The sequence below is a fragment of the Maribellus comscasis genome (genome assembly GCF_009762775.1).
Lineage (GTDB): Bacteria > Bacteroidota > Bacteroidia > Bacteroidales > Prolixibacteraceae > Draconibacterium > Draconibacterium comscasis.
Window position 1 is genome coordinate 3143446 of record NZ_CP046401.1, and the last position, 14022, is coordinate 3157467.

At 37.8% G+C, this 14022-nt stretch carries 12 protein-coding genes; 2 read left to right on the forward strand and 10 right to left on the reverse strand.

Annotated elements, in window-relative coordinates; translation table 11 throughout:
• Positions 1-11: 11 nt before the first annotated feature.
• The 4 genes from GM418_RS12530 to GM418_RS12545 all read right to left on the reverse strand — a co-directional run bounded on the left by GM418_RS12530 (position 12) and on the right by GM418_RS12545 (position 2589).
• On the reverse strand, positions 12-290 hold the full coding sequence (locus GM418_RS12530) for a DUF4834 family protein (RefSeq protein WP_158866676.1): 279 nt from the start codon (positions 288-290) through the stop codon (positions 12-14).
• Positions 291-415: 125 nt separating this feature from the next.
• Positions 416-1135, reverse strand: coding sequence for a head GIN domain-containing protein (locus GM418_RS12535; protein ID WP_158866679.1), 720 nt, complete (start codon positions 1133-1135; stop codon positions 416-418).
• A 63-nt stretch (positions 1136-1198) separates the two neighbouring features.
• Positions 1199-1918, reverse strand: coding sequence for a head GIN domain-containing protein (locus GM418_RS12540; RefSeq protein ID WP_158866682.1), 720 nt, complete (start codon positions 1916-1918; stop codon positions 1199-1201).
• A 164-nt stretch (positions 1919-2082) separates the two neighbouring features.
• The gene (locus tag GM418_RS12545) at positions 2083-2589 is read right to left on the reverse strand and encodes a Spy/CpxP family protein refolding chaperone (protein WP_158866684.1); all 507 of its coding nucleotides are present in this window, start codon (positions 2587-2589) and stop codon (positions 2083-2085) included.
• A 275-nt stretch (positions 2590-2864) separates the two neighbouring features.
• Between GM418_RS12545 and GM418_RS12550 the strand changes: the two genes are divergently transcribed.
• Entirely contained in the window at positions 2865-4535 is a 1671-nt protein-coding gene (locus GM418_RS12550; protein WP_158866687.1) for a S41 family peptidase, read from the forward strand.
• A gap of 69 nt (positions 4536-4604) precedes the next feature.
• On the opposite strand, the gene GM418_RS12555 is transcribed toward GM418_RS12550, so the two are convergent.
• The 5 genes from GM418_RS12555 to GM418_RS12575 all read right to left on the reverse strand — a co-directional run bounded on the left by GM418_RS12555 (position 4605) and on the right by GM418_RS12575 (position 12118).
• Entirely contained in the window at positions 4605-8036 is a 3432-nt protein-coding gene (locus tag GM418_RS12555) for an efflux RND transporter permease subunit (RefSeq protein ID WP_158866690.1), read from the reverse strand.
• A 31-nt stretch (positions 8037-8067) separates the two neighbouring features.
• The gene (locus GM418_RS12560) at positions 8068-9183 is read right to left on the reverse strand and encodes an efflux RND transporter periplasmic adaptor subunit (protein WP_158866693.1); all 1116 of its coding nucleotides are present in this window, start codon (positions 9181-9183) and stop codon (positions 8068-8070) included.
• Positions 9184-9216: 33 nt separating this feature from the next.
• Positions 9217-10599 carry a TolC family protein gene (locus tag GM418_RS12565; protein WP_158866696.1) on the reverse strand — a complete coding sequence of 461 codons (1383 nt, stop codon included), beginning with the start codon at positions 10597-10599 and terminating at the stop codon, positions 9217-9219.
• Entirely contained in the window at positions 10583-11227 is a 645-nt protein-coding gene (locus tag GM418_RS12570; protein ID WP_158866699.1) for a TetR/AcrR family transcriptional regulator, read from the reverse strand. The genes GM418_RS12565 and GM418_RS12570 overlap by 17 nt, the downstream gene beginning before the upstream one ends.
• 216 nt (positions 11228-11443) lie before the next feature.
• Positions 11444-12118: a 2-C-methyl-D-erythritol 4-phosphate cytidylyltransferase gene (locus GM418_RS12575; RefSeq protein ID WP_158866703.1), complete on the reverse strand. Its 675-nt coding sequence runs from the start codon at positions 12116-12118 to the stop codon at positions 11444-11446.
• A gap of 162 nt (positions 12119-12280) precedes the next feature.
• Here GM418_RS12575 and GM418_RS12580 point away from each other — a divergent pair, with 162 nt between their 5' ends.
• Positions 12281-12940 carry a DUF2461 domain-containing protein gene (locus GM418_RS12580; RefSeq protein ID WP_158866706.1) on the forward strand — a complete coding sequence of 220 codons (660 nt, stop codon included), beginning with the start codon at positions 12281-12283 and terminating at the stop codon, positions 12938-12940.
• A 139-nt stretch (positions 12941-13079) separates the two neighbouring features.
• Here GM418_RS12580 and GM418_RS12585 read toward each other — a convergent pair whose 3' ends face one another.
• On the reverse strand, positions 13080-13979 hold the full coding sequence (locus GM418_RS12585; RefSeq protein WP_217447785.1) for an aldo/keto reductase: 900 nt from the start codon (positions 13977-13979) through the stop codon (positions 13080-13082).
• Between the last annotated feature and the right edge of the window lie 43 nt (positions 13980-14022).

Consider the following 14022-nt stretch of genomic DNA (forward strand, 5'->3'; position numbering starts at 1 on the left):
CTTTGGAACAATTATTCTACTTCTTCAAAGTCAATATATTCACCATCGTCCTGATCGAAATTTTTATTTTGTCGTCTGTTTTTTTCGATAGTGACCTCTCCCTCACGTTTGGTTGAACGCTGGTTTTGCCGTTGTTGCTCCTGCATTTTTTGCTGCATATTTTTTACGCCTTTGTCAATTAGCAAGGGTAAAACATAACGCGAAATGATACGAATTACAAAATAGATAATTGCAATTACAAACAGCGTTCGTATAAAATTGAAAATGTATAATATTGTCAATATGTCCATCAATGCAATTTTAGTAAATAATTGAAAGAATTCTGTTTTAACCTGCAAATTTAACTTTTATTAGGATTGAAAGGATACAAAAAAAGGCGGGAAACTCCGCCTTAATTTTGAATATTCTTATTGAGTTATCTCTGGCTGACATCGCCACCGCTTGATTCATCAGTGTCTTTTATTTTAGGGTTTCCAAAATAACGAACATCGCCTCCGCTGCTTGCTTTTGCATACAATTCTTCGCTTACCGTTACATCGGCATCTGAGCCGCTGCTAACACGAACTCTGCAAATTGCTGTTTCGAGACCACGTGCAGAAATGTCGCTGCCGCTACTTGCTTCTGCTTCAAAAGTTTTTGCTTTCCCTGTTAGTTTTGCATCCGATCCGCTGCTTGTATCCAGTTTTACATTTTTGTAAACCAAATCCAAATCCACATCACTTCCACTGCTGGCTTCAATATTGATATTTTCACCTTTTAAAGTGTTTTCCGATTTAACATCCGATCCTGAAGAAGCATCAATCCCATTTAATTCTTTTACTGTTACGTAGGCTTTTTTGGTTTCGTTTCTACCTCCCCAGTTAAACCAGTTGTTATTGCGTTTCATATAGATATGAAGGACATCGCCTTTTACTTCTGTTATCAGTTCGTCAATAATATCGTCGTCGGCAACAACTTTAACTTCTTCGCTGTTACCCATTGTAATATAAAGGTCAATTCCTGTTGAAACCTTTATTGCGTTAAAATTTTTTACTTTTCTGTTTTCGGTTTCGTCACTATTCCCGGCATAAACTGAAGCATTTATTCCAATGGCAGCAACAAAAATAAGGATGGCAAGCTTTTGAATTGTTTTCATATTTTTTTGTATTAGCATGATTTTTAAAAGGACGTGTTAAAATAATGGAAGTTACACTTAAGGCTAATTTTTTCTGACATTCCCACCTGAAGAACTATCTGTATTTATGGATTTTGGGTTTCCTGAATAAAAAACGTTGCCTCCGCTGCTGGCGCGTCCGTCCAGTTTTTCCCTGACATCAATCCAGATATTTGCACCGCTACCAGCGCGCGCTTCACAATCGTCAACGGTTAAATCTCCGGCTTTAATGTTCGAGCCGGCGGAAGCTTTTCCGGCAAATAATTCACTGCGTCCTTCCAGTTTTATATTCGAACCGGCAGATGCAGAGACTTTCAGTTTTCGCGTGTCCACATCTAATTTCATGTTGCTTCCTGCAGATGTAGACAGTTCCAGACTTTTTGCTTTAATCGTGTTTTCAGAATAAACATTGCTTCCGGCAGTAGATGTAATTGCATTTATTTCGGAAACAGTTACAAAAACCTTTAACGAGGTTGAACTTCTGATATTCTTATTTATCGATACAACAAGTGTATTTGCTTCAATTTTTGTTTCAATAGCATCAAGCAGATTGTCATCGGCTTTAACAACCACTTTTTCTGTACTGCCTTGAGTAATGTACACATTCATTCCCCGGCGTGCCTTTATTTCGTCAAAAGAACCAACATCCCGGGTTTCTTCAACCACATTTCCGTTTCCTTTTATTGAAGGCCCCATAAAAGTACACGACGAAAAAAATGAAGCGGTAAAGATGACTATTAACGAGAGGAAAATCTTTGATCTCATATTTTTCTGTTTAATTGTTTGACTTAGTTGAAATGAGATACTAATGTACACCAGATGACGAGAAGCTTACAAGTTTTTTCGTTGAAAGTATGGTTTTTGCCGGTAAACCAAGAATAAAAAAGCCGGTAATATTACCGGCTCCTGAAGTGTTTAACGAATAAGTATTATGATTTTTCAAACCGTTTCCTGTCCATTCTATCCATCCAGTTTCTTTTTCCAAAATCATGATGATAGTCCAGTTGTCTTTTTTTCATTTCATCATATTTTAGTAATTGTTCATCGGAGAGCATGCCCCGGACTTCCTGGTTGTGTTTTGCCATAATTTTAGCTATCTCAGCTTTTATATCCGAAATTTTTTCAATGTTTTTATAAATGGCATTCATATCCGGCTTTTCAACTGTACTTAACGTTTGTTGCCTGGCTTCGAGTTCTCCGAGTTCGTTTCTGAGCGGTTTTACCTGTTTTGCCATTTCCAAACGCATTTCTTTTAAAGTTTCTTTTTGTTCATCTGTAAAAAAACTTTGGTGTTCACCTCGCGGATTGATGTCGCGATCGATGCGCTCTCTATCCCATTTGCGAAAATCATTTTTCTGCTGTGGATTTTGTGCTGAAACATTAGCTGCAAGAAACATTGCAACAATCATAAATAATCCTAAAACTTTAGTTTTCATAACTTCATCATTTAAATAAATAATCAATTGTTCTGTTTTCTGTTGTTTTTGACAACAATTACAACTTATGGTTTAATAGAAATCAGGTTTTAACTTTCGTTAACCCGAAACATAATTTTTTGAGCAATGTTATATTTTAAATTGCTGGTTTTAATTTATTTTAACGTAATGGAATCGGGCATTTGACGACGGATATCAGGTAAGTTTTTTTATTTTTGACGAATTATTGTTGTGAATTTCTGGATTTTAAATATTCAGAACAAAAAAAGAAAGAGATGAATTGGAGAAAATTTTGGATAGGAACAGCCATCGTTGCTGTAATAGGGGTAGGCTTCTTTAGTTTCACCCAGGATCAGAAGAATTTTGAGATTGCTAAAAACCTGGATATTTACCACACTCTTTTCAGAGAGCTGAACATGTTTTATGTGGATGAAATTAGTCCAAATAAACTGGTAAAGGAAAGCATCGACGATATGTTAATGTCGTTGGATCCTTATACAAATTATATTTCAGAAGACCAGATTGAGGACTTTCGTTTTATGACGACAGGTGAATATGCCGGTATTGGAGCCTTAATCGGGAAACAAAGCGGGAAAATTATTATTTCGGAGCCGTACGAAGATTTTCCAGCACAAAAATCAGGACTAAGAGCCGGAGACATCATACTTGAAGTTGAAGGAAAATCAACAGAGGAAATGAATACAGAGGATGTAAGCAACCTGTTGAAAGGACCTGCAAATAAGCCGGTAAAAATAAAAATTCAGCGTCCGTACGAAAAGAAACCTTTTGAAGTTGATATCGTTCGTGAAAAGATTAGTATAGATGCAGTTCCGTATTATGGTATGCTGGATGAGAGTACCGCATACATTCGTCTTTCCAATTTCACTGCCAATTGTGGAAAGGACGTAAAAAATGCTTTTCTCGAATTAAAAAAGAATAAACCGGAATCGCTTATTCTTGATTTGCGATCAAATCCGGGCGGACTTCTTATGGAAGCAGTGAGAATTGTAAATATGTTTGTTCCCCAGGGAGAAGAAATTGTAAGTACAAGGGGAAAGGTAAAGCAGTGGGATAAAGTTTATAAAGCAACGGAAGCACCGCTCGACACTACCATAAATATTGCTGTTTTGGTTAATCGTAATTCAGCTTCGGCATCAGAGATCGTAGCCGGAGCAATCCAGGATTTGGATCGGGGAATAATTGTTGGAACACGTACTTTTGGAAAAGGACTGGTTCAAACAACCCGTGATTTGAGTTACAATACCAAATTAAAAGTTACTACTGCCAAATATTATATTCCGAGTGGCCGCTGTATTCAGGCTCTTGATTATTCTCACAGAAATGAGGATGGGAGTGTAGGACATATTCCTGATTCTTTAATTTCTGAGTTTACTACTAAAAAAGGACGAAAAGTTTATGATGGTGGAGGTGTGGTCCCCGATTTGAAAATTGAACCGGAGGAGTTAAGCAACCTGAGCATTGCTCTGATAACCAACTTTATGGTGTTTGATTTTGCTACTAAATATTCAAGTGAGAACGAGTCAATTGCAGGGCCGGAAGACTTTGTAGTTAATGAAGATATTTATCAGCAGTTTGAAAATTTTGTTGAAGAAAATGATTTTGAATACGACTCGGAATCAAAAGAGCTTCTGGAAGAGTTAACGAAATCGGCAAAAGATGAAAAATACTATAAACTTGCTGAAAAAGAATTTGCAGCGCTACAGGCAAAACTGGAACCCAATCTTGATAAAGATTTACGTGAATTTAGCGATGAAATTAAGGAGTTGATAGAAGATGAAATTGTTTCTCGTTATTATTACCAAAAAGGTTCGATTCGCGCTGCGATTAACGATGATAAGGGCATTAAAAAAGCAATTGAGGCTTTGGAGTCTCAAACAGCTTATGCTGCCTACTTTATGCCCGGAACAGTGATTAATATGAATTAAGTCGGTAATAAAGTATTATAAAAAAAGAGGAGGGTTTTTGCCCTCCTCTTTTTTGTATATTAATTTGTATTATTCTGTCGGTTGTTGCATTTTGTTTGCCTTTGGAAGATTTCCGGTCCATTTTTTAATCCGGTAATTAATTCGGATGGTTAGCATATACATTACCGGCGAAACCAGCAATGTAAGAAATGTTGCGAATGTTAATCCGAAAATTACTGTCCAGGACATTGGCCCCCAGAAAGCGACGCTTTCACCTCCGAGCGTCAATTGCGGGTCGAAGTGTGTGTATAATCTGAAAAAGTCGAAGTTCAACCCGATTGCCAAAGGCAGTAGTCCAAGAACTGTGGTTATTGCAGTTAACAAAACCGGACGCAGACGTGTTTTTCCTGCTTCAACCAAAGCGGCAACTTCCTCTTTAACAGGCAGGAAAGCTCCCTCAGGTAAGCCCATCTCGTCTCGTTTACGCTGCCGCGTAATATCGATGTAGTCGATAAGTACAATCCCATTATTAACAACAATTCCTGCCAACGAGATAATCCCAATTCCCGTCATAATTACAACAAATTCCATTTTGAAAATTCCAAGCCCGAGGAAAACTCCAATCGTGCTGAAAATTACGGTAGCAATTATAATCGCCGGCCTGATAAAGGAATTGAATTGTGTTACCATGATAATCATAATAAGAGCCACTGCAATTAATAATGCGAATTCAAGGAATTCCATACTCTCAGCCTGCTCCTGCTGTTCCCCGGTAAACTCATAACTGTAACCGTTAGGCATTTCGTATTCCAGTAAAACCTGTCTTATCCGCTCGTTGATTTCATTTGCATTAAAACCTTCAACAACACCGGATGAAATTGTAATAACGCGTTTATTGTCAATCCGGCTGATTTTGTCATAGGTGGTTGAGTACTCGAAATCAGCAACCGCAGAAATTGGAATACTATGGTCGTTTACCTGTATTTTCTGGTTCATTAATGTTGAAACATCATTCCTGTATTGTTCTTCAAGACGAATAAAGATATCGTATTCATCTTCACCATCTTTAAACTTGCTTGCTTCATATCCATACAAAGCGTTACGGAAGGCCATCCCAATCTCCTGTGTTGAAACTTCATATAAACGAGCTTTTTCGCGGTCAACTTTTATCAGCATTTCGGGCTGGTTAACGTTGATATTCAGTTTTAGCTCGTCAATTCCCGGAATATCGTCATCTTCAATCATGTTGACAAAATCGTCGGTTATTCGAATGAGTTCGTCAAATTCATCTCCCGAAACATCAATATTTATTGGGCTTCCTGTTGGTGGACCTTCTTCTTCTTTTTCAACATAAATGCGGGCACCTACAAATCCATCCAGGTTTTTGGAAATTTCCTGCATGATTTTACTGGTACTTAGCCCGTCGCGTAGTTTATACTCAACAAACGAAATGGATGTCAGCGATTTGTTTGGACTTGATTCATTTTCAAACATTCCGCCCTTGCCAACACCAACATTTGTAGTAACCGATTTTACGACGTGCTCCACCGGTTTCAGCGTTTCTTTTACGATATCTTCAACTTCTCTGGAAACTTCGTCTGTTTTTTCAATCGATGTTCCAATCGGAAGTTCCATGGTTACATAAACGGTTTGCGGATCGGTGTCAGGGAAAAATACAACTCGTGGCTGACTTCCAAAATAAAACCCCATGGAAAAAATAAGAAGAATGATGGTGCCTCCAAAATAAACCAGAGGCCAGTAGCCGGTGAGTGCATGTCGCAATTGGCGGGTATAAATATTTTCCAGCCATACCAGAAATTTCTTCTGAAACCAGCGTGCAAGTGGGCGGAATGCCACGATATTCAAAGCCGTAAGTGCGGCAATGGTGATGAGGATATTTCCTAATAAGTAAATTTTTGCCAAATAAAATGGTATTGCAATTATCGTTAGAATACCGGCATTTTTTAATCCACGTTTTACATTTGCTTTTCTGCTTATATCATCAATTTTTATAAAATTGGCGATAAATGGCGGGTTCAGTATCAATGCAACAAAAAGCGATGAGGCCAACACCACAATCAGCGTTTTGGGCAAAATACTCATAAATTCACCAACAACTCCTTCCCACATAAGTAAAGGGAAAAATGCAGCAAGAGTTGTCATTGTAGATGAAATAATCGGGAATGCGATTTCGCTGACTCCCTTTTTGGTTGCTGCCATTTTGGAATAACCAATCGTATGCAGGCGGTACACGTTTTCAACCACAACAATAGCATTATCTACAAGCATTCCAAGGGCAAGAATTAGCGAATACAAAACCATTGAGTTGAGCGTGATTCCCGTCTGCTGCAGAATAACAAACGACAAAAACATCGAGAGCGGAATTGCCAATCCGGAAAATAGAGCATTTCTGAATCCAAGAAAAAGGAAGAGAATAAATGTAACCAATATCATTCCCAGAATAATGCTGTTTTCAAGGTTCGAGATGGTATCTTCAATATAGGTTGTTAACTCGTCGGTAACAACAACATCAAGGTTTTTGGGAACGTAACCCATTTCCTTTTGTTCGTCGATGGAAGCGAGTACTTTTTCAGAAGCATCAAGAATATTTTCTCCCGATTTTTTTGTAACCGAAAGTGTAACTACCGGTTTGTCATTCAAGCGGGCAATTGTCGAACGTTCCTTGTAACCATCAACCACGGTTGCGATGTCGCGGATGTAAACAGGTTTACCGGAGTTTACCTTGATAATTGTATTCGCTATCTGTTCAACATTTTTATAATCCCCTTCTGTCCGGATGATGCGTCGGGTTTGATCGGCAGTAAATTCGCCGGCTCCCATTGTTAGGTTTTCAAATTGTATTGCAAGTGCAATATCGTCGAATGATAAACCAACGGCATCCAGCTTATAGGGATCTACATTAATCTGGATTTCTCTTTCTTCAATACCGCGGATATTTACTTCTGATATTTCCTTAAAGCTTTCAAATTCGTCCTGCAGAACTTCAGCATATTTTTTAAGATCCCGCATGCTGAAATCACCGGAGATATTCACGTTCATAATCGGAAACTCCGAGAGATCAAAATCTGTGACGAGCGGATCGGAGTCCAGATCATCGGGCAATTCCGATTTTGATTTGTCGACACGATCTTTGGTATCCTGTAATGCCTGTTTTATGGTAACATCGGTATTGAATTCAATAAAAATGGTACTAACATCCTGGTACGATGCAGATGTAACGTCTTTGATTCCTTTCATCCCTTTCAATTCCTGCTCAATAGGCCTGGTAATCAGGTTTTCAATGTCTTCGGGTGAGTTTCCCGGGTAGATTGTTTGAACAAAAATATAGGGAACTACAATTTCGGGCATTGCTTCTCGCGGCATTTGGTTGTATGAAAACATCCCAAAAAATACGAGCAGCGCAGTAAAAATGTATACTGTAGTTTTATTCTTCAGGGCAAGATAGGTTGGTTTAAACTTGCGCTGAATATTTTGAATGTTTGATTCTTTTTCCTTAACCATTTGAAATAATGTTAATGGTTTTTAATTTGGTTTAGTATTTGATTACCGAACCATCCATAATTTGATTGTAACCTTCGGATATGATTTTCATTCCGGGTTCCAGCCCCGAAACTACTTCAGTCATATTATTATTGGTTACACCGGTACTTACATACACCTTTTTTGCGATATCTTTTCCAGCGTTGTTTTCAGCGATGTAGGTATATTCACCACTAAAATCTTCTTTTACAAAAAGCGTGGGCACAACAATGGCGTTTTCGGCAACATAATCGCGAATTTTAATTACGGCGCGAAGATTCGGCTTTATTTGTTTGTTTGAATTGTTTACATCCAAACGTAACCGGAAAGTACGGCTGTTTGGATCTATAACGTTTCCGATTTGCCTGATTGGCGTTTCAATTTCCTTGTCGATTGCAGGGAAAAATACTTTTACCTTGTCACCGGTTTTTACTTTGGTGAGGTAAGCTTCAGAGATATCGGCATAAATTTTTACATTGTTGATGTTAACTACTTTTGCAAATGGTGCCTGCGGACTTCCAATATCACCTTTTTCCTGAAATACTTCGTCAACTACTCCGTCAACCGGCGATTTTACTTCCGACATTTCAATCTGCGATTCAAGTCCCTCAATTTGTTTTTGCAAACTTTCCATATTTGTTTTTGCTTGCAAATACTGCATTTCGGAGCCAATATTTTGATCCCAAAGATTTTTTTGGCGCTTGTAATTGGTAGTGGCTAATTCAAGCTGCACATTCAGTTGATCGATTGAGCGCTGAAGAGTTTCTGTTTTTAGTTTAGCCAGTAATTCTCCTTTTGAAACATGTTGGCCTTCTTTTACATAAACAGCTTCGATTACGCCCACTGATTCAGGGCTGACATTTATATCATATTCCGCTTCAACATTTCCGTTAACTTCAATAAAATGTTCAAATTCTCTTTGTGAAAGTTCAGCCACCTCAACTTTTATTACTTCCTCTTCTTCAGCTGAAGCGAGTTCTTTTTCAAGCACTTCAATTTTTTGAGACAGCTCGTGCTGCTGTTGCTTGTATTTTTGCAGTTCCTGACGTTTTGCTTCAACATCATCAGTAGTGCTGCTGCATGATGCCAGTAGTGCTACTGCAAATAAACTTATTACTATCTTTTTCATTATTGTTGTTTTTATTGTTTCTGATTTGTTTTGTTATAGTTTTCCGATTGCTTTTTTCAATTTCAGGTCGGCCTGGAGTACTTGCAGAGTGGAACTGATGTATGCGCCATGTGATTGAATGTATTGTGTTTCTATTTGCGACAATTCGGTGCTGCTTGTAATTCCATTGTTGAATTTTATTTTTGATTTGTCCAGAATTTTTTCTGCCAAATCACGGTTTTCAATGTCATTTTCCAGTTTCTCCACTGCTGATTCCATGTCGGCTTTGGCAGTTAAATAGTCTTTTTGAAGTGTCATTTCGGCCAAACGACGTTCGGTTGCCGCTTTATCCAAATCAATTTTTGCCTGTTGAACCTTAAACATTTTCTGTCCCGAATTAAAAATCGGAACGGAAAGTTGAAGTCCCAACATAGAAGAAGGAAACCATGAAACATCTGAGCTAAACACATTTGCATTATTCCCAAAAGTCATTTTTGAATAACTGTAGAAGCCACTTAGAGTAGGCAGATAAGCTGCTTTTTCAAGTTTTAGCAACTTTTCTGATACCTGGTAATTTGTATTCGCCAGTTTGTAATCAATGTGGCCGGAAATATCAAAACCATTGCCGTTGCGACTTGCCAGAATCGGATTGAGAAATTTTCTCACATCATCGGTAAGTTCAACTTCCTGTTCCATATCGTAGCCCATGGTGTATTTTAAAACCACTTTGGCAACCGTAATTTCACGGTCAGCTTTTAAAATTTCGTTTTCGGCATTTTTAACCATAAGTTGCATCTGGTCAACATCTTGTTCTTCTCGAAAACCATTATCATAGTATGCTTTTGTTTCGGTGTACAACTTTTTGGTATTTTCCAGATTTTCTTCCATTACTTTTTTGTTTTCCAAGCCGATCAAAACCATATAGTAGGCCTGGGCAACCGCGTCCCGAATGTCAATCTCGGTTTTTTCGTGAGCCTGTTTGGCAAGGTTCAGATAAATTTGCGAAGAACCAACCCCCACAATGTAGGAACCGTCAAAAATGAGCTGTGAGACTGTAACTCCAAAATTGGAATTATATTTAGGTGAAAAAGAAAGCGGGAATAATCCGTCGGCCGGTGTGTCGTCAGGAATCCCTAAGTCGGGCCAATATTCTTTTGGAATAATGGAGACCGGAAATGGTTGTACAGGGACTTTAACATTTTTTGTGTAATCAAAATTTCCCGAAACCTGAGGCAATCCAATGGTAATGGTTTTCCAAACCTCTTTTTGGGCTTTTGTTATGTCTTGCCTTGTGTTATGCAAAACATACGAGTTCTCCATCGCATATTGCTGGGCCTCTTCCAACGAAAATGAGCCCTGTTGAGTTTGGGCTGCGAGCGAAGAGGAAACCAGAAGAAATGCAAATAGTTTGAGTAATAATTTAGTTGTTTTCTTCATCCTTTGTTTTGTTTAATTGTTTTCTGTAGTATTTTATTCCTTTTTCGGTGCAAATGGCATGAATGTGATAATCCATCATTTTGTCAAAAAGTTCCAGGGTTGAGACTTCTTCGTCGGTGAAAAACTGATTTTCCGGATTCAATGTGCATAGAATTCTTCCTACCTGTAACTTTGCAACAACATCCGAGTCAATCTCAGACCGGAACAAACCGTCGTTAATTCCATCCTGGAGTATTTCTATGGTGTCATTATATACACGTTCCCGTTTAAACTTATGAACCTTTTTAAATAACTCGGGATATGTTTTTTTGAGTTCATATTCAAGATTATTGTTAAAATGTTTAATCATTTTGGCCACATGTCTCCTGAGTGCAAAATAGCGGTCGATTGAATTCCCGGAGTCTTCGCTGTTGAGTTTAAAAACCGGATTTTTGAGATAATAATCGATAACCTGTGCAACGAGGTCTTCTTTGTCTTTAAAATATTGGTAAAGTGTTTTTTTTGAAATCCCAAATTCGGTGGCAACATCATCCATTGTTACTCCCCTGATTCCAAATTTTAAGTAGAGATTTCCGACGTTTTTTAATATGTGTAATTTTTTTTCTTCCATGGCTTTATAAATCAACATAAACTCAGGAAACTTTTTTAGTACATTTCGTTTACATAGTTTGTATTTTTAACAATTTGACAACTGAAATGTTGAAATAGCCTGAACATTGTTTTCAGTTCAAAACTAGGAGTACAAAAAAAGTTTTCACAGTTTGAATCGGTAAATGGCGAAATAGAGGTAACCAACAGCGATTTTTTTGTTACGGAAAGCGAAGTTTTTAGAATACAATCCGATTTATTGGTTTCGATTTTTTAAAAATGCGCTGGCGATGATTAAATCCTGCGGGTAGGTAATTTTTATATTTTCACGGTTACCTTCCACCAGGTGTATTTTTTCACCTGCACTCTCCAGAGCCGATGAATCATCTGTAAAATTGGTGGTTTTTGATTCTTTATATGCTGTTTTAATTTTTTCAGCCTGAAAGGTTTGCGGTGTTTGTACCAGAAAATATTTTGAGCGGTTAACGGCCATATTTTGGTCATTTTCAACTTTTCTTACCGATTCGACGACCGGAATTACAGGTAATGCATTTCCTTTTTGCAAAGCTGTTTGGTAGCAGTTTTCAATGGTTACAGACGAAACCAGAGGACGCACGCCATCGTGAATAAAAACAATAGAATCATCGGAAACCAGTTTGAGCCCGTTTTGTACCGAATGAAAACGGGTTTCACCACCTGCTGCAAGTTCATGTTTTATGTTAAAGTTGTGTTTTTGGCATAATGTCTCCCAGTGGCTGAATTGGATTTTTGGTAACACAAGTACAAAAGTTATGTTTGAATCATAGGTTAAAAAGGCCTGGAAAGTATGGATTAATACGGGTTTACCCTGCAGGATTTCAAATTGTTTGGGAACATTACTGTTCATTCTTTTTCCACGTCCTCCTGCCACAATTAAGGCAACCTTTTTCATTTTTTTGATTTTATGTTTCAATACAATCTAATTCTCAGTTTTTATAAAAAAACCGCGCAAATATAATTTTTGTAATGTTCAGAATTCGATTGTTATTTTTTAAGTTTACTAATCAATCAAACAAGATGTTTGTTGTAAAAGTAATTTAAATTCAATTTACCAATGAAAAAAATTCTAAACTATCTTGAAGATCTGTCCAGGAATAATAATCGTGAGTGGTTTAATGAAAATCGCGGAAGCTATGAAGAAAGCCGCGATAAGATGCTTTTTATGACTGAAGTTTTGATTAACGAGATACGAAAATTTGACCCTGAAATCCCCATGCTGAGTCCCAAAGATTGTATGTTCAGAATTTTTCGCGACGTTCGTTTTTCAAACGATAAAAGACCATACAAAACCAACTTTGGCAGTTTTATTTCAAAAGGTGGGCGTAAAGGAGATTGGCCCGGTTATTATTTTCATATTGAACCTAAAGGTAGTTTTGTTGGCGGTGGGGTATATATGCCTCAGGCCGAACCGTTACGGGCAATCCGGAATTACGTTGCTGAAAATGCACAGGAATTTTTGGATATTATTGAGGATAAGGAATTTAAAAAAATCTACCCTGAGATGTATGATCACAAATTAAAAACTGCTCCTAAAGGTTTTCCAAAAGATCATAAATACATCGGGCTTTTGAAATATAAATCCTATGTCTTTTCAACAAATTTTGATACGAAATTATTATTGAGTGATTCTTTTGTTGATTATATAGTCCAGTCTTTTAGGGTTTTATATCCTTTTAATGATTTTTTAAACAGGGCTGTTGATAAAAATGTTTAAAAAAAAGTTTCTATCCCGGGTTACTTTTTAGGCTGTTGGAGAATTTAAATATATAAGACCCTTGTTTTTGTTATTATCTTCCCTATTTCGAAAACAATATTGCCCCGGTCGTCCTGACCGGGGTTTTTATTTGAATTATTTATGAATGTATTATTCTTGAAATGCGTTCGATTGTATCGTCCATTTGTTCTATGCTTTCAAAACCGATAGTCATACAATCCACATTGTTGCTTTTTAGTACGTATTTTAGCGACTTCTCGCGTTCGGCTTCTTCAACCAATTCTCCACACCCAAATATTTTCATTCCAACTACACCTTTACCGTTATTCTGAGCTGTATTCAAAATTTCCATAATTTCCCCGGGAGTTCCGTCCATCCGGGCACCATTATGATTGATTCGGGCTTGCACAACATCGGCCCAATCACTTTCTGCCGCAACTTTTAGCGCCCCGTAATCGTGACACGACAAGCCAATCCGTTTAACGATTCCTTTTTCTTTTGCTTCAGAGAAATCGTCCATGTAACGTTTGTATTCATTGGGCCACTCGCTATTTACCATACAATGCAACAGCAAGATGTCGATATAATCGGTATCGAGTTCTTTTCTGAATCGGTCAATACTTTTTTGAAATGGCTCAGGAGTGTACCAGTCCTGATGCTGGTATACCATTATTTTTGAAAGAACAGTTACGTTCTCGCGCGGTACTTTCTTTAAGGCTTTGCCAACAAATTCATGTGTGCCATACATGTCGGCAGTTTCAAAAAACCTTACACCTCTGTCGTATCCATGTTTGGCTAAAGTGACAAATGCATCTTCACCCAATTTTTTTTGATTTGAAGTTTTTTTCCATCCAAATGAGCCGGTTCCAAATGCTAACCGGGGTACTTTTAATCCCGTTCTTCCCAAATCAACTTGGTCAATGGTTGCAGTTCCCGCCGGGACAAAACTTAGATTTGCCAACCCGCCCGACAAGGCCATGGCTCCGGCAACTCCTTTGGCTCCGGTCTGAATAAAACTTCTCCTGTTGATATTTTTCATTGTAGTTGGTTTAAAACGGATGTAATTTAATGAATTAGACTGA